Genomic DNA, 24,114 nt, shown 5'->3' on the forward strand with positions numbered 1-24,114 from the left:
AATCTCAAAATCAGGGCCACCAAAGTGGCCCTGAGCAATCCGATGGAGACTAATCAACACGCTTTAATTATTCAGCGCACGTAAAATAGCTTCTACGCTGTCTTTAGCATCACCGAACAGCATCTGAGTATTTTCCTTAAAGAACAATGGGTTCTGTACACCCGCATAACCAGTATTCATTGAACGTTTAAAGGCTATGACACTGTGTGCTTTCCACACTTCAAGTACTGGCATACCCGCAATCGGGCTACGTGGATCTTCGAGAGCCGCAGGGTTAACGGTATCGTTGGCACCAATCACCAGAACAACATCCGTACTTGAGAAATCATCGTTGATTTCATCCATTTCCAGTACCACGTCATAAGGCACTTTAGCTTCAGCCAATAATACGTTCATGTGACCAGGTAAACGCCCGGCAACCGGATGGATACCAAAACGTACTTTGATCCCACGAGCTTGCAGTTTTGCGGTAATTTCAGCAACTGGATACTGTGCCTGCGCTACCGCCATCCCATAACCTGGAGTAATAATAACTGAACTGGCATTTCTCAGTTGCTCCGCCACGTCTTCTGCTGTGGCTTCACGATATTCACCCATTTCTTCAGCATCACCGGTAGAAGAACCATCAGTACCGAAGCCACCGGCAATGACACTGATAAATGAACGGTTCATCGCTTTACACATGATGTAAGACAGAATCGCACCAGAAGAACCAACCAATGCACCCGTCACAATCAACAGGTCATTACTCAGCATAAAGCCTGCTGCTGCTGCTGCCCAACCAGAGTAAGAGTTCAGCATTGAAACAACAACGGGCATGTCTGCACCGCCAATTGAAGCCACCAGATGCCAGCCAAAGCCCAGCGCAATTATGGTCATCAATAGCAGCGCAACCACTTGCAGGCTAATGCTATCCGTTCTGACGAACGTAACCATCAAGAGGAAGGAAACAACCAGCGCTACTAAATTCAGCTTATGGCGTTGCGGTAACATCAATGGCTTGGATGAGATAACCCCACGTAATTTACCGAAGGCGACGATAGAACCGGTAAATGTCACCGCACCGATAAAGATGCCGAGGAAGACTTCGGTCAGATGAATGTTCTCCATCACCGCATCCATCATCGAACCATGACTCAGATAGCTGTTAAAACCAACCAGAACTGCGGCCAAACCAACGAAGCTATGCAGAATCGCTACCAACTCTGGCATTTCAGTCATTTCGACTTTCTTCGCCAGATAGATACCAATCGCACCACCGATGACCATAGCAATGATTATCCAGGCAACATTACCTGAATCAGGCCCCAGGATGGTTGCGATTAACGCGATGGCCATCCCGGCGACACCGAAAGAATTGCCTTGTCTGGATGTTTCATGGCGCGACAGCCCAGCCAAACTGAAGATAAATAAGATCGCAGCAACTATGTACGCAGCTGTAACGAGACCACTAGACATCAGTTACCCCTTTGTTTTTATATGACATTTTTATACCAGCTAATTTCTATATAGCTTAGTTTTTACGGAACATTTTCAGCATACGCTGGGTGACAGTGAAGCCACCAAAAATGTTGATGCTAGCAATCAGCACAGCAATAAAGGAGAAGAAAGTTACCCAGCCACCGTCACCAATCTGCAACAACGCACCAACCACAATAATGCCCGAAATCGCGTTAGTCACTGACATCAGCGGCGTATGCAGCGCATGGCTGACATTCCACACCACGTAGTAACCAACCACACACGCCAGTGCAAAGACCGTAAAGTGAGATAAAAATTCTGGTGGGGCCACATTCGCCAACCAACCAAACAACACAATAGCAACCGCCATAATGATGTATTTGGTCCACGGCGATGAGGGTTTAGTTTCTTCCTTCATTATTGGGGCCGCTTTGGCAGCCTGCGGCTGAGCTGAAACCTGAATAGGTGGTGCAGGCCAGGTTACTTCGCCGGTTTTAACCACGGTAACACCGCGAATCACAGTATCTTCGAAATCAATATCGATCTCGCCGTTTTTCTCTTTGCAAAGTAACTTCAATAAGTTAACGAGGTTAGTACCATAGAGCTGTGAAGACTGCGTTGGTAAGCGGCTTGGTAGATCTGTATAGCCAATGATTTTTACGCCATTTTCCGTGATGGTTACTTTATCAGCCACCGTCAACTCACAGTTACCGCCCGTCTGAGCCGCCAGATCGACAATCACACTACCCGATTTCATCGACGCAACCATCTCTTTGGTGATCAGGCGCGGTGCAGGTCTACCAGGGATCAGCGCGGTAGTGACAATAATGTCCACTTCTGCGGCTTGCGCGGCAAACAGTTCCATCTCTGCTTTGATAAAGGCCTCGGACATCACTTTGGCGTAACCATCGCCACTGCCCGCTTCCTCTTCAAAATCCAACTCAAGGAATTCAGCGCCCATACTCTGGACTTGTTCTTTTACTTCAGGACGGGTGTCAAAAGCACGCACGATAGCCCCGAGGCTCCCCGCCGCACCAATAGCAGCTAAACCAGCTACTCCGGCACCGATGATCATCACCTTCGCAGGTGGAACTTTACCCGCAGCGGTTATCTGCCCGGTGAAGAAACGGCCAAACTCATGAGCCGCCTCAACAATGGCACGGTAACCGGCAATATTTGCCATAGAGCTAAGGGCATCCATGGATTGCGCGCGGGAGATACGCGGCACTGAATCCATCGCTAATACAGTGACTTGACGCTCTGCCAGTTTTTGCAGCAACTCAGGGTTCTGAGCTGGCCAAATAAAACTGACCAACGTGCTCCCCTCACGCATCAGCGCAATTTCATCTTCGAAGGGAGCATTCACCTTCAGGATAAGATCGGATTGCCACACATTAGTGGTATCCGTAATGATGGCACCCGCTTCTTGGTACGCCGCATCGTCAAAGCTGGCTAAATGCCCCGCTCCACTTTCAATTGCCACCGTGAAGCCTAATTTCAGCAATTGTTCCACCGTTTTCGGCGTTGCTGCAACCCTGGCTTCATTGGCCAACCGCTCTCTTGGTACACCAATACGCATAATGTTCCCTTTTTACCTGTTTTTGATGATGAGTATTGTCATCCTGCCTATCGTTCGGTTCTGTTTGCTCACCAACAAAACCTGCTGAGTTACGCTCCCTATAACCTACTGAAAATATGACTTATGATCCATATCTGTGTGAGCTTCTGGTGCAGTTTTTGCAGTAAAACTGGCAGGCGGAAAGAACTCTGTATAATTAACTATAAAAATAATATTTACTAGCGGCTTGTCCTGCAACTTTGCACCAAAATAACCCGTTCTGTGAAAGTAAGACAATCCAGTGATAGCACGGCGTGGCGTTACAAAAATGTAAATAAACAGCACTTATGAGGTTAAAGCCACTAATCGTAAAGCTTATCCGTATTCTTCAGATAAAGAACAATCCGGCTAAACCTCTCGATTGATATGCCAGGCCGTATAAATTGCTGAGACACTTGCCATTATTACATGCAATAATCATCTGCTATTCTGTTACACATCAATTGTTCCGCACGTATCAACGTTAATGCGCAAGGCGAAAGGATTTTTTATGAAGCTGAAATACACGATCATCGCATCGGCATTGCTATCACTCACTGCGCTCTCTGCTGCACATGCGGCAAAAGAACTCGCACCAGAGCAAGCAGCAGCCATTAAGCCGTTTGATCGCATTACTATTACAGGCAGATTTAATGCAATCAATGAAGCAGCTGATGCGGTATCCCGCCGTGCTGATAAATTGGGTGCCAATTCCTTCTACATCCAGGATATTAACAGCAGCAATAATGGTGGTAATTGGCGTGTAACGGCCGATCTTTACCATAATGATGCCGAGGAAGTGAGCAAAGAAACTCAGTATCGCGTCTTTAATGGTGTTAGAGAATTACCAAAAACAGAAGCTTATACCCTTCAGCCTTATGATACCGTTTCTGTTAGTGGTTTCTTCCGTAGCCAACCTGACATTAACGATGCGATTTCTAAAGTGGCAAAAGAGAAAGGGGCATATTCCTTCTTTATTGTGCGCCAGGTTGATGCTAATCAGGGTGGAAACCAGTTTATTACTGCTTATGTCTATAAAGCCGATGCAGCAAAACGTGTGGTGCAAAGCCCAGATGTTATCCCTGCTGACTCAGATGCTGGCCGTGCAGCGCTGGCTGCGGGTGGTGCTGCAGCCGCAAATGTTGAAATTCCAGGTGTTGCCTCATCCGGTACACCAAGTAGTGATGTAGGCCGTTTCTTCGAGACTCAGTCATCAACAGGGAAACGTTACACCGTAACCTTACCTGATGGCACCCAAATTCAAGAGTTGAACAATACAACCGCAGCTCAGATGGTGCCGTTTGATTCTGTCAGCTTTACTGGTCACTTCAACAGTATGACTGATGTTTCGCATGAAGTCGCTAAACGTGCCGCGGCAAAAGGTGCGAAGTACTACCATGTGACTCGCCAATGGCAGAACAAAAGTGGTGGCAATCTGAGCGTCAGTGCCGATTTATTCAAATAATTATCTTAAGGGCAGCCGAGTGCTGCCCTTCTTTTATCCGTGTTGCATTCATTTTTTAACCACCTCCTTATACTGAATAATTTTTTGTTAAAATCGCATATCCAATCATTGCATCATCACCAATCACTCCGTAAAATCCCTCAAAAGTTCTGGGCTATTATCTGTTAGATATTGCTAAATTTGCCTCATATAATGCTATTTACAAGCCAGTAACCATTCATTAATACTTTAAAATCAGGATCCATAATTGGAAAAGAAACTCGGTCTGACTGCGCTAACAGCGCTGGTTCTTAGCTCAATGCTAGGCGCGGGTGTCTTTAGCCTGCCGCAAAACATGGCTGAAGTCGCTAGCCCTGCAGCACTGCTCATTGGTTGGAGTATTACTGGCATCGGGATCATTTTCCTGGCATTCGCCATGTTGCTACTAACTCGCTTACGCCCTGATCTCGATGGTGGGATATTTACCTATGCTAAAGAGGGTTTTGGTGACCTTATCGGCTTTTTCTCTGCGTGGGGTTATTGGCTATGTGCGGTGATCGCTAACGTATCTTACTTGGTGATTGTTTTTGCAGCACTGAGCTTTTTTACCGATAAATCCGGCAGCATCATTTTTGGTGAAGGTAACACCTGGCAGGCATTGTTAGGGGCATCATTTCTGTTATGGCTGGTTCACGCACTGGTACTGCGCGGTGTACAGACTGCAGCCAGTATCAATTTGGCTGCAACATTGGCCAAACTGTTACCTATTGGTGGCTTTATTATTCTGGCTGGTATCACATTTAGCCTCGATACCTTTAGTATCGACTTCACTGGCTTAGCGCTACACACGCCCGTTTGGCAGCAAGTAAAAGATACCATGCTGATCACCTTATGGGTCTTTATTGGTGTCGAAGGTGCGGTGGTTGTCTCTGCCCGAGCGCGCAATAAGAAAGATGTGGGCCGTGCCACGATGTTAGCCGTAATTTCAGCCCTTAGCGTCTACCTGCTGATTACCTTATTATCACTCGGCGTGGTGCCTCGGGCGGAATTAGCAGGTATGCGTAATCCCTCAATGGCGGGCATTATGGTCGAAATGATTGGCCCATGGGGAGAAGTAATTATCGCCACCGGGCTGATTATTTCTGTCTGTGGCGCTTATCTTAGCTGGACAATTATGGCAGCTGAAGTGCCGATGGTGGCAGCTAAACATGGCGCTTTCCCTAAAATATTCTGCCACCAAAATAAAAACAACGCGCCAGCTCAATCCTTATGGTTAACCAACAGTGCTGTACAAGTTGCGCTGGTTTTGATTTGGCTGACAGGCAGTAATTACAATACTTTGCTGACAATTGCCTCGGAAATGATTCTGGTGCCCTATTTTCTGGTCGGCGCATTCTTATTTAAAGTGGCATTGAAACGGCAGGATTGGCGTTTGATCGTTGCCGCCAGTGGGGCTTGTCTATACGGTTTATGGCTGATTTATGCTGCTGGTTTAGTGTATTTGCTGTTGTCTGTGCTTTTGTATGCTCCAGGATTATTGGTGTTTATTTATGCACGTAGAGGGCATGAAGGCCTGAAGTTGCTGAATACGGTTGAGCGGGCGGCGATTTTCCTCGTGTTACTCGCCACTATCCCAGCGACATGGTTAATGATGCACTAGGTTAGTGACCCGTTCTTCAAAAACTAATCATTTGGCATTTGGGATAAATTCACAGATAGACATTCATCTTTCTGACTCAATGCCATTTCAGCGGGGAATTTCTGCTTGATTGTTCCAAGTTGAGCAGCTTCCAATGGGTAAGGTAATTGGATATCCAATGCCGTGATACCAAGCTGTTTTGCTAATTTAATCAATCGAATAATATTGGTCTCATCACTGAGTTGTGTTGATAATACTTGCAGCGCCAATGCCGTAAGCTGAGCTTGCGGTGTTCTCTCTAATTCAGTTTGTGACTTCACCACCATACCAAAAATAGGCATCACGCCATAAATAGCATCAACAAAGCTCCAATGCTTTTTGCAAGAAGCCGCGAGAAATTCCGTGTAATCAAAGCAGACTTTTCTACTGCACTGTGGTGCACTGACGCGTTCGCCACTCATCCCTTCGTCCTCAGTTGATCATTACGGATATTGGTATATAAACGATAGACGAATCCAAATAAAGATGACGATATAATAACCATCGATAATATAATGAAATGATTTGCTGGTTGTCTAGTCGTCAATCGACGACATTAATAAACCGTTTAATAAGTAGTGGTATTATCTGGCATCTAACCTTGTTGCGACCTGTCTTGTTACTGCTAGTCTTGCTATTAACTAGTCTTGTTATTAACTGCACGCTATTCTGAGTCCAGCTATTTTTATAAGCAGGAAGACATGAACAAAATCGTTTTTGTGGAAGACGACCCGGAGGTCGGAAAGCTGATAGCGGCTTACCTTGGCAAGCATGACATTGATGTATTTGTTGAGCCACGTGGTGATACCGCACAAGCCGTCATTGAACAGCAACAGCCCGATCTGGTGTTGCTTGATATCATGTTACCTGGAAAAGATGGCATGACCCTGTGCCGTGACCTACGGCCCCACTATGATGGCCCGATAGTCTTGCTGACATCGCTGGACAGCGATATGAACCATATTCTCGCCCTAGAGATGGGCGCGAATGACTATATTCTAAAAACGACACCGCCAGCCGTGCTACTCGCCCGCTTACGGCTACATTTCCGCCAACAGAATCAACGATTACGCCAACAGACCCCCTTGCAAGCCAAAGATACAATAAGCTCCCCACCCACTGGTTACAATGCGATTCATTTTGGGCTGCTATGTATTGACCCGGTTAACCGGCAAGTCAATTTGGATGATGAAGAAATTCCCTTATCAACCTCCGACTTTGATCTTTTATGGGAATTGGCGACGCATGCTGGAGTCATTATGGCTCGCGAGGCGTTATTGAAAAATTTACGCGGGATCAGCTATGACGGTATGGACCGGAGTATAGATGTCGCTATCTCTCGCTTACGTCGCAAACTCTATGACAATGCACTGGAACCATTCCGGATCAAAACGGTGCGTAACAAAGGTTATTTGTTTGCACCCAATGCCTGGGAGTCCAAGCAGTAATGAGAAAGCTATTTATTCAGTTTTTCTTGTTGTTATTCGTTTGCTTCATGGTAATGGCGATGCTGGTTGGGCTGGTTTATAAGGTCACCGCTGAGCGCGCGGGTCGTCAGTCTTTAGATGACCTGATGAAAAGTTCACTATCACTGATGCGCAGCGAATTGCGGGAGATCCCGCTAAAAGACTGGAATAAAACTATCGCGACATTAGATTTAAATCTTTCTTTTCAACTTCATATCGAACCATTAGATAAACGTGATCTTGGCGCACAATTGAACAAACGTCTGCGTGCGGGGGAAATTGTTGCGTTGGATGATGAATATACCTTCCTGCAACGTATCCCTCGTAGCCACTATGTTCTGGCGGTTGGTCCGGTCCCTTATCTGTTTTATTTACACCAGATGCGCTTGCTCGATTTAGCACTATTAATCTTGATTGGCCTGTCATTAGCTCTCCCGGTATTTCTTTGGATGAGACCGCACTGGAAAGATCTTCTCAAATTAGAAAATGCCGCTCAGAGACTGGGCTCGGGCCACCTTGACGAACGGACTCATTTCGACCCCACCTCCAGTTTAAGCCGTTTAGGCGTGGCTTTTAACCAAATGGCTGACAACCTCAACACCCTGATTGTCAGCAAAAAATTGCTGATTGATGGCATAGCACACGAACTACGGACACCATTGGTACGTTTACGTTATCGATTAGCGATGAGTGATAACCTGACCGAAAGCGAACAGCAGGCGTTAAATCATGATATCGGTCAATTGGAAGCACTTATCGATGAACTACTGACCTATGCTCGTTTAGATCGCCCACAAGTTTCCCTCAATCTGGAACCTATCGACCTACCGGCCTGGCTAACAACCAAAATCATGGATATCCGCTTGATTCATCAAGAGCGTGAGATCGAACTTGATATTCCCCACCGTGGTGATTTTGGTGCCGTTGACCTGCGTCTGATGGAGCGAGTGCTGGATAACCTGGTCAATAATGCCCTACGCTATTCATATCAACGACTGCGCATAGGGCTGTGGTTCGATGGTGATAACACCTGCCTACAGGTTGAAGATGACGGCCCCGGTATCCCGCCAGAAGAACGGACACGAATTTTTGAACCCTTTGTTCGTTTAGATCCCAGCCGTGACCGTGCCACTGGTGGCTGTGGATTGGGGCTGGCCATTGTCCATTCTATTGCACTGGCCTACCAAGGCAGTATCTCTGTCAATACCAGTCCATTAGGTGGAGCCAGTTTCCGCTTCAGTTGGCCGGTAAGAATACACTTGCCTCTATCCGCTGGTCAGAATTAATGCGCGAACAGAACTAATTCTTCGCGAACTTACTACTTCGCGAACTACTATGGAGTGATTTATGATGACCGCTTATAACCACCTGCGTACAGCCTTTACACGCCTTTCCCGCTTTGAACATTTGTCAGCTATTGCAGGTTGGGATATGCAGACGATGATGCCCCCGAAAGGAAATCTTGCTCGCTCAGAAGCCATGGCTGAGCTTAATGTATTGCAGCATCAGATTCTGACCGCCCCACAAATAGGTGAATGGTTGAAACAAGCGGAACAAGAATTGCTTGATGAACAATCGATTGATGAACTACAGCTGGCTAATTTGCGTGAAATGCATCGTCACTATCACAATGCGGTTTTATTACCGGAAAGTTTGGTAGAAGCTAAATCATTGGCAGGTGCCCGCTGTGAACATGCCTGGCGTCAACAACGCATTGCGAACGATTGGGCTGGTTTTGCAGAAAATCTACGTGAAGTTGTTAAACTAAGCCGTGAAGAAGCCAAAATACGCGCTGAAGCAGCGGGTACATCGGGCTACGATGCATTATTGAATTTATACGAACCCGGTACTAACAGCGCTGATATTGATCGTATCTTTGGCGATCTTAAGCAATGGCTCCCCGCATTATTACAAGAGGTGACAACTAAACAACAAAGCAGTGACCCATGCCTGATACCACAGGGGCCATTCGATTTAGAAAAACAGCGGCAGTTAGGGCTTAGCGTGATGAAGGTCCTTGGTTTTGACTTCAATGGCGGACGGGTAGATGTCAGTGTGCACCCATTCTGCGGTGGCGTTCCTCAAGATGTCCGTATCACGACCCGCTATAATGATCAGGAATTTCTCAGTGCTTTAATGGGCATCGTACATGAAACAGGCCACGCCCGTTATGAACAGAATTTACCACGTGAATGGTTGGGGCAACCCATCTCACATGCCCGTTCAACGGCAATCCATGAATCTCAAAGTCTGCTGTTTGAAATGCAATTAGCCCGCAGTAATGAGTTCCTGCAAGTGATCCGCCCACTGGTCATACAACAATTTGGTGAGCAGCCTGCTTTTGCAGAACATAATTTCATCGCGCTTAATCAACGGGTTAAAACAGGCCTTATTCGCGTTGATGCAGATGAAGTCAGCTACCCTGCTCATGTCATTTTGCGCTATGAAATAGAGAAAGCACTCATTGGCGGTGAGATTGAAGTAGAGGATATACCCGCACTGTGGAATGAAAAAATGCAACAGTATCTGGGGGTCAATACAGAGGGAGATTATCGTAACGGTTGTATGCAAGATATCCATTGGACGGATGGGGCCTTTGGTTATTTCCCAACGTATACATTGGGTGCTATGTATGCGGCCCAGTTATTCCACGCTGCGCGAAGCGCAATTCCGGCGTTAGATACTCACATTGCTAGCGGCAATCTCACCCCGTTATTCAACTGGTTACAACAGCATATATGGCAGCACGGTAGCCGTTACCCGACAGCTGAACTGATCACAAAAGCGACGGGGGAACCCCTTAATCCCCGATATTTCCGCCAGCATTTAGAACGCCGTTATCTCTGATTTTTAATGCGAAATAAGCCTGACGCAATCAAATTTGTCAGGCTTTTATATCCACAGAACCTCTACCCATCTAACTTCACGTTTCATGTGTTGGCTGTCTTCTTTCACCCCAGTTACTTGCTTGTGTAACATCTTTGGAAGCAGATCAGGGATTCGCTTCCTTTGCCTTGCTGAAAATTAAATTTATCAATAATTACAATAGAATACGGAAATAAAGATCATTAAATCGGTGACATATCGCACGGTGTCTTATTTCAAAGGCTATTTGTATGTTGTAACTAAGTGTCGCCCAAGATACTCGGTTATTGAGTTGAGAATTAGAGCATCAGAACCCATTATTAGTGGAAAATGATAGAGCTAGCAGAAATAGAAGATGCTTAAACAGTAATGAAATTGGGCAATTAATCATCACCTCCCTTCCCGGAAATAAAAAAGCGCTCTAAGTAATTAAATGTAAATATCCCATTGAATACTTTACCTTGGAGTTAACACTAGGGTTTATGATGTTTTCGTACAGCCATAATAGAAGAACATAAGATAAGCATGGTAGAAAACCACTTCTGTTTTCCCTGTGGACAATCCATCAAAACGGAGTAAACCATGACGAAAAATAGTTGGGCCATTATCATTTTGTTGGTGGTTATGGTGTTGTGGACACTGCTTGCATGGGGCGTTTTCAGTTTGCTTAATTGGTTGCCTGCATTAGCTAATGCGACACAAGACGGCACAATGCCATTAATATCACAACTCCGTGAACAGATGTTCAATTTAGTGCCACAGTCGTGGGTTGATGCGTGGTTACCGCTGGTATTATCAGCATGGCGTGGGGTGGCCGATTCCTTCCCTATCATGATCAACTGGGCGGGTTATGCTCTTTGGTTCATCTGGGGACTGGGTATAGTGACATTACTGGTACTCACTGTACTGGTACGTTCGTATAAAGTATCTGCATGAGAAAAGGGAGGTATTTATTGCGGGTGAATTTCTTCTTCAGGACAGTTTGACCATTGCTGCCGACACCATGAAGCTGGAAAACATTTTTTGCCAAGTCGATACCAAGAGTAGATACTTTCATGTGGACGCTCCTTCTTCTGAGTTTTGACACTCACATTTAGGCACTTTGATGCCGTCAAAGTTGGAGCGTCCATTTCATTATCCGTGGCACGGACACTTTACTCTTCTGCCTACCTCACCGCTCAAGATCGAGTCATCGGAGTTTGTCAGCAGTCTGCTTTAAATAAGGTGACTGAATTCTATTATTTAACCTGAACACCTTCTACTGACAGGATCAATTCGACTTCTTGAGAAGCTGGCCCTAAATCTGTCGTAATATTGAAATCTTTCAACTTGATATTACCGTTGGCTTCAAAGCCAGCACGATACCCCCCCCATGGGTCGTTACCCTGCCCTGTCAGTTTACTTTCCAACGTCACCGGTTTAGTCACACCATTTAACGTCAGGTTACCGATAATAGAATAACCATCACCATTTTTCTTCACTTCAGTTGACTCAAATTTTGCCTGAGGGAATTTAGCAACATTTAAAAAATCTTTACTACGTAGGTGTTTATCACGTTCAGCATGATTGGTATCAACGCTATTGGTATTGATCACAACATTAACTTTATCAGCCGCCGGATTTTTATCATCAAATGTGAAAGAGCCGTCAAAATCGTTAAAGCTGCCATATAACCAGCTATAACCTAAATGTTTAATCCGGAATTCGATAAAAGCGTGTTGCCCTTCTTTATCGATTTTATAATCGGCAGCTACAGCGCTACCAGCAGTAAACATCAGTACGCCAAGACTCAGGCCCAACAGGGTCTTATTAAACATGCGAAATTCTCCATAATACAGTAAGTTAATTGGTGCTACGTCCTAGCATCCGTTTAAGGGTAATATCACCATCAATAAAGTGGTGTTTAAGTGCAGCTAAGCCATGTAATAGTGATAGCACTACCACGGCCCACGCCAAATAGAGATGTATATTGCCAGCGGCATCAGCCTGATTAGGTAACCCTGTCAACGTTGCGGATATAGTAAACCAGCCAAATACATTAATAGGTTGTCCGTCTGCAGTAGAGATTAAATAGCCACTAAGCATAATACAGAACAGAAGGCTATATAACATTAAATGGGCCAATACTGCACTGGCCCGAGTCAAGCGGTTATAGCTCGATAAAGGCTTAGGTGGCGGTGAAATAAAGCGCCAAATCACCCTAAAAAGCATCACAATAAAAAGGATGCATCCCACGCTTTTATGTATTTCTGGTGCCTGGTGATACCAACCATCGTAGTAGCCCAAAGTCACCATCCATAGCCCCAGAGCAAACAGTGCATATACCGTTAATGCAGCCAACCAGTGGATAGCAATAGTGATATATCCAAACTGTTCCCTCGTATTTTTTAAAAGCATAAAAATTCCCTTTTGCTTGATTCACAAAACAATATTCAAGCATTATCAAACATAAAATCAACATTTATTTGATATAAGATATATTTCTCTAATTGCTGTCAATTATTTTGCTGAACTCTACAATTAATCAGTCAGTTAAATTGTTGTTCTTTACTTAACATGACATAAGTACAGTAAACACACAGCCTGATAATTAGGTTGATATTTTTTCATCTCTATTTTCAATACGCAATCCAACAGGCCAGTGTTGATTCATTTTGAAACTCACTGACTCCAATTCTACTTAAATCTATATAAAAAGTAACTTACTGGTTAATATACACCCAGTCTAAATAAATAATATATATGACTGATTTATTACACGTAGCGTAGGCAAATAAATCACTCACCAGATTTGTGGCAATACGGCAAACGTCACAGTGATGAAATATAGAATGCCATGCCTTGATAACAAATAGGGAGCACGATGCTGTACAATCGGTTACAAGCCGAAACTAATGACTCACTGAAGCCTTGAGATGTTTTCTCTACTCTGATTATAACGACCCAGCGGGGCCGGTATATGAACAGAACACTGAGGAATGAATCATGAAAACAGTATTGGCTCTGATTGTTGCTGCAACCTTGAGTTTATCTTCTGTTGCCTTTGCAGCCGACACCGTAGCACCGCAAGCCACACCAATGGCTACAGCACCAGCAGTACATAGCGCATCAGCTAAAACCATGTACCACAAAAAAGTACAAAAACCGAACGCAATAAAAAACACGAATAAAACCGCCCCTGGACAAAAAGCCCAGGCAGCCAAAAAACACCATAAAGCGGCACATAGCCACAAAGCACCTACCGTAGCACCAGCCATTAAATAGCCACATTGATCTGGAGACAGGTGTAGCTAACCATTCTCGATTGACCTGTTAAAAATGATTCACTCAACACCCGGTTCTCCGGGTGTTTTTTATCAGGAGTGCTGACAATGCTGCGCCGCTATTTATTTGAAATAATTTTCTCTACTTTGGTTATTTTCGGGCTGGTCACGCTATTTTTTTATTTATAGTATGAACCTGCAGTTTCCCTGCAACTCGAATTATTTGGAGTATATCTCCGTCGTCTTTCAAGATGCAGGGGAGTTAGCTGCATCTTGAAGTAACTTGGGTATAATTAGCCATAGCAGGACCACAACGAGTTGCTTTATCAGCAAGGTTCAAGGTGTGTTATTGGATGACTCCTTAGTCAGTAAAAAAAGCAAGGTTAATTATTTATGCGTTTATTTTTATTACTACTTAGCTTGCTATTCATTTCCATTGCCACCGCTTTCGCTCTGGATAAACCGGGCGGAGGTAACAGCATTGAAGACCAAACAGCTCTGTTTTTTGGTAAAGATGATCGTACTGCGGTAACAAACAGCCTCCAATGGCCATGGGAAGCCATTGGGCAAGTTGAAACGGCCAGCGGTAACCTTTGCACTGCAACATTGATCTCCCCCCGATTGGCATTAACTGCAGGCCATTGTGTATTGGCTCCTCCTGGTAATATTGACCAAGCCGTCGCGTTGCGATTCATTTCCGATAAGGGCCATTGGAAATATCAAATTACTAATCTGAAAACCCGGGTTGATGCCAAATTAGGTCAGAAACTCAAAGCCGATGGTGATGGCTGGATTGTGCCACCTGCCGCCGCTGCATATGATTTTGCATTAATTCAATTAACAAATGCAGCGCCTATCCCCATCAAACCGTTGCCTTTATGGGAAGGTACTGCAAATGAACTGACAAAAGCGCTTAAATTGGTTAACCGTAAGGTAACGCAAGCCGGTTATCCACTCGACAACCTCAATACGCTTTATAAGCATGAAGATTGTTTAGTAACTGGTTGGGCGCAGCAAGGTGTTCTCGCTCACCAATGCGATACGCTGCCAGGTGACAGCGGCTCACCTCTGCTGCTAAAAAATGGCAATAGTTGGTCATTGATTGCCATTCAAAGTTCCGCGCCCGCAGCTAAAGACCGTTATTTAGCTGACAACCGAGCATTATCAGTCACTACGATTAATAACCGTTTGAAAAAATTGGTAAATAAGATAGCCGACACGACTCAGTAACTTTACCTTAGCCCGCTAAATATTATGTGCCATTGCACTTATTATATGCCCTTGTACTGCTGAGGTGAGTCCTTTACTCCTTAGTCGCATAAGGTGAGTTTGGGTTGAATTGAAAAACGAAGGTCCCTCCTAGCGCAGCAGCATAGCGGCTCAAGGTGGTGAGGTTAGGTGAAATAATGCCTTTCTCCATACGACTGATATTTTGTTTCTTCAGTCCCGCTCGCAGTGCGACCTCTTCTTGAGTCAAATTGCATTGTTGGCGGGCAGCTTTCAGTTCAGTCATCATCGCTTGCCGAATTTGTAAATCCGTATAGGCGTCATTCACCTGCGGATGACTTAACGCTGCTGCTTTAACCACCGCAAAAGGAATGATGTCAAAATCGTCTGTTTTTTTCATGACTGCAATCTCCGTTTGAGTTCTTTCATGCGCCGATAAGCCAATATCAGTGTCCGTCTTGGGGTTTTTTGTGTTTTCTTCTGTAGGATGTGAATGATATAAACCTGCCGATGGAGGTGGTAAAAGAAAAAGCCACGCCCGATACCTTCTTTAGCGCTTACGCGTAATTCTTTTAACCCCTGCCCCATATCCCGTACATGAGGCTCTCTCAGTTCATGACCACAAGCTTCAAGCTCCTCCATCGCCTTAATCAGTACCGCCTGTACGCCTACGGGCAATCTCACTAACTCCCTCTGTGCCAACCGTAACAAACTAATCTTATACATAAGCCGTCCCTGCTCCGTGAAAAACTGTATCAAACTCACCATGGGTAATCAAATATGGTGACCCATAATCAGACAAACTTTGAACAACCGTCTGATTCCTCAGCGCAGGTATACCGCCAGTCATTGAGTTGATGCAATAACATGGCGGTTACAGTTCAGGGTTAATTATCCATTCACGGGAGGTCTCGCATAAAAACCATCTTGTTTCATCGATTGCATACTGTTTTTTTGGCGAAACGATAAAGAGAAATAATATTAAGGGGAGAACTCACTAAGAAATAAAAAAATTCGACGCCTGAACGCAGGGTGGATCAGGCGTCGAATGAGGATAATCAATCAGACAGAAAGCTGTTCGATAGTTTGTAAAATACGTTTGTCAGACACCGGATAAGGGGTGCCCAGCTGTTGAGCAAATAAACTGACGCGCAGTTCTTCAATCATCCAACGGACTTCTTTAACCTCTTCATCTTGCTGACGTTTAGGCGGCAATTTATTTAACCACTGTTGCCATACTTGCTGAATGTGCTCAATTCGCAGCATTTGCGCCCTATCGCGATGCGGATCAACCGCCAGTTTTTCTAAACGGCGCTCAATAGCCTTTAAATAGCGCAAAGTATCAGGCAAACGCTTCCAGCCATTATTTGTGACAAACCCACGATAGATAAGGCCAGCAAGCTGAGCTTTAATATCAGAAAGCGCCAGTGCCAGCGAAATATCGATCCGGCCTTTCAACCGCTTATTAATACTGAACACCATGGTGAGGATCTGCTCAACCTGCCTGGCAATATCCACCACCGTGTCATTCAGTTCCGCACGGACTTTTTCTTGTAAACGAGCAAAACCAGCCTCCAGCCAGACCGGGCCACCATGCTGTGCCACCAGCTTATCGACACCACAGGCAATGCAATCATCAATCAGGTCCATCACTTTGCCATAAGTATTGAAATAGAGACCAAGCTTGGATTTATTCGGCAATTTCTCATGTAAGTACTTAATCGGCGAAGGAATATTGAGTAGCAATAAACGCCGGGTACCCTGCCACATAGCCTGTTGTTGTTGCGATTCCGTATCGAACAAACGGATGGCAACACTGTCTTTCTCATCCACCAACGCTGGATAAGCTTTCACTTCATAGCCACCGCGCCGTTGCTCGTAGCAGATGGGGAGATCGCCAAAGCTCCAGATATGTAAGTTATTTTGTTCAATACCATCATCCGCGACGGCAGAAAGTGTTTCCTGTACTTTCTCTTGTAACTGCAACTTTAGGGCTGCGAGATCTTTGCCTTCTCGCAGAATACAGTTTTTATCGTCCAGCACACGAAACGTCATTTTGAGGTGGTCCGGCACTTGATCCCACTGCCAGCTATCACGTGACACTGTCACGCCAGTCATGCGACGTAATTCGCGCTCCAAAGCCTCCAATAAGCCCGTCTCTAACGGTGTTACCCGTGCCAAAAAAGCGTCGGCATAATTGGGAGCTGGAACAAAATTACGCCGTACCGGTTTGGGCAATGATTTAATGAGTGCTACCACCAGTTCACGGCGAATCCCAGGGATCTGCCAATCAAACCCCTGCTCCTGGATCTGGTTCAAAATAGGTAATGGAATGTGTACTGTGACGCCATCGGCATCAGTACCGGGTTCAAACTGATAAGACAACCGGAGTTTTAGCTCCCCCTGATACCAAAAATTTGGGTAATCAAGCGGATTTACTTTGTTCGCCCCCTCTTTGATAAGCATGGTTTTTTCAAAGTTCAGCAACTCTGGTTTCGTCTGGCTCGCTTGCTTCCACCAGCTATCAAAATGGCGGGCAGAGATAACATCACGACCAATTCTTTGATCATAAAAGTTAAAGAGTGTCTCGTCATCGACCAGAATATCCCGCCGACGGGATTTGTGTTCCAATTCTTCCACTTCCGCCAATAGCTTAAGATTCGTTCGGAAGAATGTGTGCCGCGTCTGCCAGTCACCTTCAACCAACCCGTGGCGGATAAACAACTCGCGGCATAGCAGTGGATCGATCGGACCGTAATTGATCTTACGTTCAGTAACAATCGGTAAGCCGAATAAGGTCACTTTCTCGCTGGCCATTACTGCGCCCTGGGCTTTCTCCCAATGTGGATCGCTATAATGGTGTTTCACCAGGTGCTGGGCTAAAGGCTCAATCCATTCAGGTTCAATACGTGCAGCAATGCGCCCCCATAGACGACTGGTCTCGACCAATTCAGCCACCATGACCCATTTTGGGGGCTTTTTGAATAAGCCGGAGCCGGGGAAAATAGCAAAGCGGGCGTTGCGAGCACCGGTAAACTCTTGCTTTTCAACATCTTTCTGCCCAACATGAGAAAGCAAACCTGTCAGTATCGCGGTATGTACACTGCGGTAATCTGCGGCAACACTGTTGACGGGTATCCCTAATTCTTTAACGACCTGACGCAACTGAGTGTAAATATCCTGCCATTCACGTACCCGCAGGTAATTCAGGTAATCGCTACGGCATAACTTACGAAATTGTGCTGATGACAACGCTTTTTGTTGTTCTTTGAGATAATCCCACAGATTAACAAAGGCGAGAAAATCGGAATCTTTATCTGCAAAACGGCGGTGTTTTTCATCCGAGGCCTGCTGTTTATCTACCGGACGCTCACGCGGATCTTGAATAGATAACGCCGAGGTGATAATCATCAATTCGCGCACGCAGCCACTTTTTTGTGCTTGCAATACCATTCTGGCCAAACGTGGATCGACAGGAAGTTGGGCTAACTGGCGGCCCAATGGCGTCAATTGCTGATGCCCGTTACTGGCGGTCTGAATGGCCCCTAGTTCCTCCAGCAACCGTACACCGTCTTGAATATTGCGTTTATCCGGTGCTTCAACAAAGGGAAATGCAGCGATATCCCCCAGCCCCAGAGAGGTCATTTGCAAGATCACCGAAGCCAGATTGGTCCGTAGGATTTCTGGATCCGTAAATTCAGGGCGAGAGAGAAAATCTTGCTCGGAATAAAGGCGAATACAAATACCGTCAGAAACACGGCCACAACGCCCTTTGCGCTGATTAGCCGATGCCTGAGAAACAGGCTCAATAGGTAGCCGCTGGACCTTGGTACGGAAACTGTAACGGCTAATACGTGCCGTGCCGGGATCGATAACATATTTGATACCCGGCACCGTGAGTGATGTTTCTGCCACGTTGGTTGCCAGCACAATTCGCCGCCCATGATGTGACTGAAACACCCTATTCTGCTCACTGTTCGATAAGCGGGCATATAACGGTAATACTTCGGTATGTGGCAAATTTTGCTTTATCAGCGCATCAGCTGTATCGCGGATTTCCCGCTCACCGCTCATAAAAATCAAAATATCCCCGGCGCTTTCACGGCCCAACTCATCAACTGCATCAAAAATTGCCTGCAATTGGTCCCGATCGACATCATCGGCATCATCCACAATCGGGCGATAACGCACCTCCACCGGGTAGGTACGGCCAGAGACCTCAATAATTGGTGCGTTATTGAAATGTTGTGAGAAGCGTTGCGGGTCAATAGTCGCGGACGTGATGATCACTTTCAGATCAGGACGTTTAGGTAATAACTCACGTAAATAGCCCAAGATAAAATCAATGTTAAGGCTACGTTCATGGGCCTCATCGATGATCAAAGTGTCGTATTGCATCAGCAGGCGATCTTGCTGAATCTCAGCCAGCAGAATGCCATCCGTCATTAATTTGACCAGTGTATTTTCACCGACCTGATCGTTAAAACGAACTTTGTAACCGACACAGCCGCCAAGCGAGGTGTCCAACTCATCTGCAATGCGGTTAGCTACCGTCCGTGCGGCCAAACGGCGTGGCTGAGTGTGGCCGATAACCCCTTTCACCCCCCGCCCCAGTTCAAGACAGATTTTCGGCAACTGTGTGGTTTTACCCGAGCCAGTCTCACCGGCGACAATAACCACCTGATGGTCACGGATAGCGTTATAAATATCCTGTTTCTTTTGGCTGACGGGCAGATTATCCGGATAGCTGATCGCCGGACAGACCGCCCGACGGCGGGTTACTCGCTGCATTGCAGTCGCGACTTCGGCTTCAATTTCGTGAGTAATCGCCTGTATGGCTTCAGGATTATTGATTTTTCGTGCGCCGTGTAGCCGACGCTGAATGCGCTGTTGGTCACGGAGCATCAATTCACCAAGTAGAGTGGATAATGCTGTGAGCGAAGATTTCACGTTCTGTATTCCTTATTACGTAGATCACCGCTAAATGCGGAGGCCCACAATTTTCATACTGTCACTTCAATTAACAGATATTGTTTCAATTAGCGGACATTTTTTTATTCATTGAGATATCATTTTTATCCGCCAATCCACTTTTGTTGATTCATGGTTTCTTTTATATAGGGTAACACAGCCTTTATTCCCGCCGTAACCCAGCCTGTATTCTCGCCATAACGTCTTCGTTCAATAAAATCGAACAAAGAGCGCAAAATATTGCGCTATCACTGGTAGCAAAATCTGCATAAAGTGTATCTCATTGAAAGGGCGTGTCGCCTGAATTTCTGTTCTCTGTTAAGGAATTACGATGAGTAAAGTACTGGTCCTGAAATCAAGCATCTTGGCAACCTCTTCACAATCTAACCAGTTAGCTGACTTCTTTGTTGAGCAATGGCAAGCCGCCCATGCAGGTGATCAAATCACTGTCCGTGACTTGGCCGCTCAGCCTATCCCCGTATTAGACGGCGAACTCGTCGGTGCTCTGCGCCCTTCAGACGCAGCATTGACACCGCGTCAACAAGAGGCTTTGGTTCTTTCTGATGAACTGATTGCTGAATTGCAGGCGAATGACGTCATCGTGATAGCGGCACCTATGTACAATTTCAACATCCCTACGCAGTTGAAAAACTATTTCGACATGATTGCCCGTGCAGGCGTTACCTTCCGTTATACCGAGAAAGGCCCTGAAGGCCTGGTAACAGGTAAACGCGCGATTATTCTAACCAGCCGTGGTGGCATCCATAAAGATACCCCAACCGATCTGGTCGTCCCTTATCTGCGTCTGTTCCTGGGCTTTATTGGTATCACCGATGTTGAGTTCGTGTTTGCCGAAGGTATTGCTTACGGCCCAGAAGTCGCGACCAAAGCACAGGCTGACGCCAAAGCATTATTGGCTGAGGTAGTGGCTGCTTAAGCAGAGTGACACTCGCTCATTAAGGGTATTGCCATAATGAGCGACTAAAAAGATGGCCTCGTATTACCCTCATTTCACCCGAGAATCATTTGATTATTGCGCGCCAACCAGCGCGCTTTTTTATTGCTTTTCTTCCACCAGCAGTACTATGGCACTCTCTTCATCGGTCACTAAACCATTCAGCCATTGACCATTCAACGCCGCCTTAATCGCCCGATGTTTTTCTTTCCCGCCAGCAATAGCGATCACGGGTTTTTCCGGCTGAATACGTAATTTCACACTGGTTAAGCATTGGTCTAACGCGTACGGAACGGGTTGCCCATCCGCATCAATAAAATTACCCAGCATCTCCGCAACCACATGCGATGCGATCAAGGCATCCACATCTTGTGCCGAAATAAAACCATCTTTATGTAACGGGCATTGATAGCCAATCGAACCGATACCGATAAAAGTGACATCGGCTTGCGCTGCTTTTTCGGTGACAGTGCGATAAATGCGATGGTTACACCACAGGTCACGATCGGCGGCGCTGTCGGCAAATAAAGGGGCTGGCAGGATAAAATAGCGGCCTTTGGTTTTCTCAGCCATCCACAACGGGACGTCGTAACGGGTGCAAGAGCCGTCAGCTGCAATGGCCCCTATCAATGATACACAGCTATGTTGTGGCCGTTCGACATCAGGCAACTCATCGATGGCAGCCTTTAAACTGCGCCCTGAACCGACGCCAATGACCAAGGGTTGCTCTTGTCGTAGAAACTGCGCCATCACCTCTGCCCCCGCCACGGCAATCGCACGTTGAACCCCCGCGCTATCCATTCCTTGGCTAGGGACAACCTGACAACGATGTAAACCATAACGTTGTTGTAATTGTTCGGCCAGCGCCATACAGCGAGCCACAGGGTGAGTGATATTGACACTGACCAATCCATTATCAATGGCGCAAGCCACCAATCGCTGTGCGACCTGCCGAGAGACCCCCAACGCATCGGCAATTTCATGCTGAGTTTGCCCAGCAACATAATACATCCAGGCGGCTCTGGCAGCCTGATCCAGTTTCTTATCACTCTTATGCATGGGTTATCTGCGCATTATTTTTTGAAGGAACAATATTAGTCATATTACGTCGCTATTTCGCAGATTTTTATCCCTGCACGCGTTTATGTGAACTAAAGCTCAATTTAAGGGCAGAAGTTACATTAATCTACGCGCAGGGCAAATGCTCAAATTAAGAGCTTATGCCCAAACGATAACCGTAGCACCTTCTGTGATTGTGGAGTTCATTATGAATACTGACCTGAAATCAACCCCTGCTGTGTGGCTGCATATTGGCGCTGGCTCCTTCCACCGAGCCCATCAGGCTTGGTATTTACACCGTTTGTTAGCCGTAGGCGATGACCGTTGGTCTATTGCCTTGGCCAATATTCGTGATGACGCGACCCCACTACTGGACACATTACGGGCGCAATATGGTGAATATGTATTGGAAACGGTCACGCCAACCGGTGAACGCCAGTATGAAAAAATAACATCACTGCGCAATATCATTGCCTGGGATAAAGAGTTAGATAATCTGGTAGCACAAGGGAGCAAACCCGAAACTCGCGTGATCGCTTTCACCGTAACGGAGGGAGGCTACTATCTGGATAGTCACTTTAATCTGCAACAGGACAATAGTGACATTCAGGCTGACCTTAAAGGAGGTTGCCGCACAATTTACGGGGCAATTAGCCGCATCTTGCAACAACGGCAACAGGATAAGAGTGGCCCGGTCACTTTACTGAACTGCGATAACTTGCGTCACAACGGTGAACGATTCCGTCATGGATTATTAGAGTTTCTTGTTCTACGGGGTCAACAAAGTCTATTGAACTGGGCAACAAGCCAGACCCGTAGCCCAAATACCATGGTTGATCGTATCACCCCTCGACCATCAGCCGATATCGCGCAGCGAGTGTTGGAAAAAACCGGTATCGTGGATAACGCCCCGGTGATGGCAGAATCATTTATTCAATGGGTTATTGAGGATGATTTTATTGCTGGCCGCCCAGCACTAGAGAATGTTGGTGTAGAAATGGTCACCTCGGTTTTGCCTTATGAAGAAGCCAAAATCCGTATTCTGAACGCCAGTCACAGTTGTATTGCCTGGGCGGGCACCTTGATTGGGCAACGTTATATTCATGAAAGCACCCAAACCGACGCTATCCGCCAGATGGCTGATGACTATGTCACGCAAGATGTCATTCCCTCCCTGACGCCCAGCCCACTTGATTTAGCCCATTACCGTGATGTGGTACTAGACCGCTTCAGTAATCCGTATATCCGCGATACTAACCAGCGCGTCGCCGCCGATGGGTTTTCCAAGATCCCCGGTTTTATCACCCCCACGCTGATCGAGTGCTACCAACGCGGCGGTGTACCTACCGCTACCGCCATGTTGCCTGCATTATTCTTCGTATTTATGGAAGGTTGGCACCAAGGCACCCTACCGTATGAATACCAGGATGGCATTCTGGACCCAGAAGCCGTCCATGCCATGTTTCAATCTTCTGATCCAGTGGGCTTATTTGCCCGTGATAACGCCCTTTTCGGGCCGCTGGCCAATGATAATCAGTTTGAACAGTTATTACGCCAGTCCATAGATCGGGTCTCTGCCTGGGTTAGCACTAACCGTTAATCCCTGATGAGGGCATTGGGGACGACGCGTCTAGGGAGGCTGGCGCTCGGCGATGATGAATGATCGGCAGTTGTGATAAATAACAGGTCTGCACAAAGCCCCCCATTGATCAACGTGTTATCCCTGAAATTAACCGGCAGGAGGCGTTATTTAGCGTTTCATCCACTGACCATTAATACCGCGCACATATTCGCCCTCCGCCGCGCGGTTTACTAATTTCTGCCCCGCCAATTTGGCGACATTCTCGGTTGAGATATGGTTTTTTTGCGCCACTTCCTGATACTTCTCCGCTCTGGCAAGATTGATTTGCTCCACCAGCGCCAATGTTTCTGCATCTTTTTTTACTGGCGCTAAATAACCACTCAAGGTCTCGCCCACCCGGCCTTGTTGTTTTGCCTGTTCCAAGGTCAAAGCGAACGAGTGCGGGCTGTACAGTAAACTGCTGGCCAACACCCCCCCCCCCAACGCGAGCCGGATCAAACTTTGCCGCCCATCAATCCAGCCTAAAGTATGCTTTTTCATGATGGT

Annotated in this window: 21 protein-coding genes and 1 pseudogene; 10 read left to right on the plus strand and 12 right to left on the minus strand. The window is 46.3% G+C overall.

Features of this window, described 5'->3' with window-relative positions:
- Positions 1-63: 63 nt before the first annotated feature.
- From pntB to AC971_RS25580, 3 genes are all read right to left on the minus strand, one after another.
- The gene (gene pntB, locus AC971_RS05725; protein ID WP_025383959.1) at positions 64-1,458 is read right to left on the minus strand and encodes a Re/Si-specific NAD(P)(+) transhydrogenase subunit beta; all 1,395 of its coding nucleotides are present in this window, start codon (positions 1,456-1,458) and stop codon (positions 64-66) included.
- Between the two features lie 55 nt (positions 1,459-1,513).
- Entirely contained in the window at positions 1,514-3,040 is a 1,527-nt protein-coding gene (gene pntA / locus AC971_RS05730; protein WP_025383960.1) for a Re/Si-specific NAD(P)(+) transhydrogenase subunit alpha, read from the minus strand.
- A gap of 105 nt (positions 3,041-3,145) precedes the next feature.
- Positions 3,146-3,364, minus strand: coding sequence for a hypothetical protein (locus AC971_RS25580; RefSeq protein WP_038402264.1), 219 nt, complete (start codon positions 3,362-3,364; stop codon positions 3,146-3,148).
- 205 nt (positions 3,365-3,569) lie between these two features.
- On the opposite strand from AC971_RS25580, the gene ydgH reads away from it, so the two are divergent.
- A complete protein-coding gene (gene ydgH, locus AC971_RS05735; RefSeq protein ID WP_025383961.1) occupies positions 3,570-4,523 on the plus strand; it encodes a DUF1471 family protein YdgH in 954 nt (317 codons plus the stop codon).
- Between the two features lie 247 nt (positions 4,524-4,770).
- The gene (locus AC971_RS05740) at positions 4,771-6,162 is read left to right on the plus strand and encodes an amino acid permease (protein WP_025383962.1); all 1,392 of its coding nucleotides are present in this window, start codon (positions 4,771-4,773) and stop codon (positions 6,160-6,162) included.
- A 23-nt stretch (positions 6,163-6,185) separates the two neighbouring features.
- On the opposite strand, the gene AC971_RS05745 is transcribed toward AC971_RS05740, so the two are convergent.
- On the minus strand, positions 6,186-6,602 hold the full coding sequence (locus AC971_RS05745) for a hypothetical protein (RefSeq protein WP_025383963.1): 417 nt from the start codon (positions 6,600-6,602) through the stop codon (positions 6,186-6,188).
- Positions 6,603-6,881: 279 nt separating this feature from the next.
- On the opposite strand from AC971_RS05745, the gene rstA reads away from it, so the two are divergent.
- From rstA to AC971_RS05765, 4 genes are all read left to right on the plus strand, one after another.
- Positions 6,882-7,628, plus strand: coding sequence for a two-component system response regulator RstA (rstA, locus tag AC971_RS05750; protein WP_025383964.1), 747 nt, complete (start codon positions 6,882-6,884; stop codon positions 7,626-7,628).
- Positions 7,628-8,932, plus strand: a complete 1,305-nt coding sequence (gene rstB / locus AC971_RS05755) for a two-component system sensor histidine kinase RstB (RefSeq protein ID WP_038402265.1) — start codon at positions 7,628-7,630, stop codon at positions 8,930-8,932. Before rstA ends, rstB begins: the two co-directional genes overlap by 1 nt.
- A gap of 61 nt (positions 8,933-8,993) precedes the next feature.
- Positions 8,994-10,493: a carboxypeptidase M32 gene (locus tag AC971_RS05760; protein WP_025383966.1), complete on the plus strand. Its 1,500-nt coding sequence runs from the start codon at positions 8,994-8,996 to the stop codon at positions 10,491-10,493.
- A 600-nt stretch (positions 10,494-11,093) separates the two neighbouring features.
- Positions 11,094-11,447: a hypothetical protein gene (locus AC971_RS05765; protein WP_038402266.1), complete on the plus strand. Its 354-nt coding sequence runs from the start codon at positions 11,094-11,096 to the stop codon at positions 11,445-11,447.
- Here the strand turns inward: AC971_RS05765 and AC971_RS24185 are convergent.
- The 3 genes and pseudogenes from AC971_RS24185 to AC971_RS05775 form a co-directional block, all read right to left on the minus strand.
- Positions 11,437-11,568 (minus strand): annotated as a pseudogene (locus AC971_RS24185) (IS110 family transposase); the annotation flags it as partial. The gene AC971_RS05765 and the pseudogene AC971_RS24185 overlap by 11 nt on opposite strands.
- Positions 11,569-11,749: 181 nt before the next feature.
- On the minus strand, positions 11,750-12,328 hold the full coding sequence (locus AC971_RS05770; RefSeq protein WP_025383967.1) for a YceI family protein: 579 nt from the start codon (positions 12,326-12,328) through the stop codon (positions 11,750-11,752).
- 25 nt (positions 12,329-12,353) lie between these two features.
- A complete protein-coding gene (locus AC971_RS05775; RefSeq protein ID WP_025383968.1) occupies positions 12,354-12,908 on the minus strand; it encodes a cytochrome b in 555 nt (184 codons plus the stop codon).
- 588 nt (positions 12,909-13,496) lie between these two features.
- Here AC971_RS05775 and asr point away from each other — a divergent pair.
- Together asr and AC971_RS05785 are read left to right on the plus strand one after the other, a co-directional pair.
- Positions 13,497-13,775, plus strand: coding sequence for an acid resistance repetitive basic protein Asr (gene asr / locus AC971_RS05780; RefSeq protein WP_025383969.1), 279 nt, complete (start codon positions 13,497-13,499; stop codon positions 13,773-13,775).
- 392 nt (positions 13,776-14,167) lie between these two features.
- A complete protein-coding gene (locus AC971_RS05785) occupies positions 14,168-15,004 on the plus strand; it encodes a trypsin-like serine peptidase (protein ID WP_025383970.1) in 837 nt (278 codons plus the stop codon).
- 73 nt (positions 15,005-15,077) lie between these two features.
- On the opposite strand, the gene AC971_RS05790 is transcribed toward AC971_RS05785, so the two are convergent.
- The 3 genes from AC971_RS05790 to hrpA all read right to left on the minus strand — a co-directional run bounded on the left by AC971_RS05790 (position 15,078) and on the right by hrpA (position 19,951).
- Entirely contained in the window at positions 15,078-15,401 is a 324-nt protein-coding gene (locus AC971_RS05790; RefSeq protein ID WP_025383971.1) for a helix-turn-helix domain-containing protein, read from the minus strand.
- Positions 15,398-15,727, minus strand: a complete 330-nt coding sequence (locus AC971_RS05795; protein ID WP_025383972.1) for a type II toxin-antitoxin system RelE/ParE family toxin — start codon at positions 15,725-15,727, stop codon at positions 15,398-15,400. Before AC971_RS05795 ends, AC971_RS05790 begins: the two co-directional genes overlap by 4 nt.
- Positions 15,728-16,063: 336 nt before the next feature.
- Positions 16,064-19,951: an ATP-dependent RNA helicase HrpA gene (gene hrpA, locus AC971_RS05800; RefSeq protein WP_025383973.1), complete on the minus strand. Its 3,888-nt coding sequence runs from the start codon at positions 19,949-19,951 to the stop codon at positions 16,064-16,066.
- 352 nt (positions 19,952-20,303) lie between these two features.
- Here hrpA and azoR point away from each other — a divergent pair, with 352 nt between their 5' ends.
- Entirely contained in the window at positions 20,304-20,909 is a 606-nt protein-coding gene (gene azoR / locus AC971_RS05805) for an FMN-dependent NADH-azoreductase (RefSeq protein ID WP_025383974.1), read from the plus strand.
- 120 nt (positions 20,910-21,029) lie between these two features.
- Here azoR and AC971_RS05810 read toward each other — a convergent pair whose 3' ends face one another.
- Positions 21,030-21,986 (minus strand): sugar-binding transcriptional regulator, encoded by a 957-nt coding sequence (locus AC971_RS05810; protein WP_025383975.1) that lies wholly within the window; start codon positions 21,984-21,986, stop codon positions 21,030-21,032.
- A 208-nt stretch (positions 21,987-22,194) separates the two neighbouring features.
- Between AC971_RS05810 and dalD the strand changes: the two genes are divergently transcribed.
- The gene (gene dalD / locus AC971_RS05815) at positions 22,195-23,586 is read left to right on the plus strand and encodes a D-arabinitol 4-dehydrogenase (protein ID WP_025383976.1); all 1,392 of its coding nucleotides are present in this window, start codon (positions 22,195-22,197) and stop codon (positions 23,584-23,586) included.
- Positions 23,587-23,736: 150 nt separating this feature from the next.
- Here the strand turns inward: dalD and AC971_RS05820 are convergent, their stop codons facing one another.
- Complete coding sequence (locus AC971_RS05820; RefSeq protein WP_025383977.1) at positions 23,737-24,108, minus strand: YdbL family probable chaperone protein; 372 nt, start codon at positions 24,106-24,108, stop codon at positions 23,737-23,739.
- Positions 24,109-24,114 lie beyond the last annotated feature (6 nt).

This window comes from Yersinia similis, assembly GCF_001053095.1.
GTDB lineage: Bacteria > Pseudomonadota > Gammaproteobacteria > Enterobacterales > Enterobacteriaceae > Yersinia > Yersinia similis.

What these genes read in the sequence shown, in the direction of transcription:
- AC971_RS05820 (WP_025383977.1), bottom strand. Translation starts at nt 24,108, where the DNA reads ATGAAAAAGCATACTTTAGGCTGGATTGATGGGCGGCAAAGTTTGATC.
- rstA (WP_025383964.1), top strand. Translation starts at nt 6,882, where the DNA reads ATGAACAAAATCGTTTTTGTGGAAGACGACCCGGAGGTCGGAAAGCTG.
- AC971_RS05810 (WP_025383975.1), bottom strand. Translation starts at nt 21,986, where the DNA reads ATGCATAAGAGTGATAAGAAACTGGATCAGGCTGCCAGAGCCGCCTGG.
- rstB (WP_038402265.1), top strand. Translation starts at nt 7,628, where the DNA reads ATGAGAAAGCTATTTATTCAGTTTTTCTTGTTGTTATTCGTTTGCTTC.
- AC971_RS05745 (WP_025383963.1), bottom strand. Translation starts at nt 6,602, where the DNA reads ATGAGTGGCGAACGCGTCAGTGCACCACAGTGCAGTAGAAAAGTCTGC.
- azoR (WP_025383974.1), top strand. Translation starts at nt 20,304, where the DNA reads ATGAGTAAAGTACTGGTCCTGAAATCAAGCATCTTGGCAACCTCTTCA.
- AC971_RS05790 (WP_025383971.1), bottom strand. Translation starts at nt 15,401, where the DNA reads ATGAAAAAAACAGACGATTTTGACATCATTCCTTTTGCGGTGGTTAAA.
- AC971_RS05765 (WP_038402266.1), top strand. Translation starts at nt 11,094, where the DNA reads ATGACGAAAAATAGTTGGGCCATTATCATTTTGTTGGTGGTTATGGTG.
- ydgH (WP_025383961.1), top strand. Translation starts at nt 3,570, where the DNA reads ATGAAGCTGAAATACACGATCATCGCATCGGCATTGCTATCACTCACT.
- AC971_RS05785 (WP_025383970.1), top strand. Translation starts at nt 14,168, where the DNA reads ATGCGTTTATTTTTATTACTACTTAGCTTGCTATTCATTTCCATTGCC.
- AC971_RS05795 (WP_025383972.1), bottom strand. Translation starts at nt 15,727, where the DNA reads ATGTATAAGATTAGTTTGTTACGGTTGGCACAGAGGGAGTTAGTGAGA.
- AC971_RS05775 (WP_025383968.1), bottom strand. Translation starts at nt 12,908, where the DNA reads ATGCTTTTAAAAAATACGAGGGAACAGTTTGGATATATCACTATTGCT.
- asr (WP_025383969.1), top strand. Translation starts at nt 13,497, where the DNA reads ATGAAAACAGTATTGGCTCTGATTGTTGCTGCAACCTTGAGTTTATCT.
- dalD (WP_025383976.1), top strand. Translation starts at nt 22,195, where the DNA reads ATGAATACTGACCTGAAATCAACCCCTGCTGTGTGGCTGCATATTGGC.
- AC971_RS05770 (WP_025383967.1), bottom strand. Translation starts at nt 12,328, where the DNA reads ATGTTTAATAAGACCCTGTTGGGCCTGAGTCTTGGCGTACTGATGTTT.
- pntA (WP_025383960.1), bottom strand. Translation starts at nt 3,040, where the DNA reads ATGCGTATTGGTGTACCAAGAGAGCGGTTGGCCAATGAAGCCAGGGTT.
- pntB (WP_025383959.1), bottom strand. Translation starts at nt 1,458, where the DNA reads ATGTCTAGTGGTCTCGTTACAGCTGCGTACATAGTTGCTGCGATCTTA.
- AC971_RS05760 (WP_025383966.1), top strand. Translation starts at nt 8,994, where the DNA reads ATGATGACCGCTTATAACCACCTGCGTACAGCCTTTACACGCCTTTCC.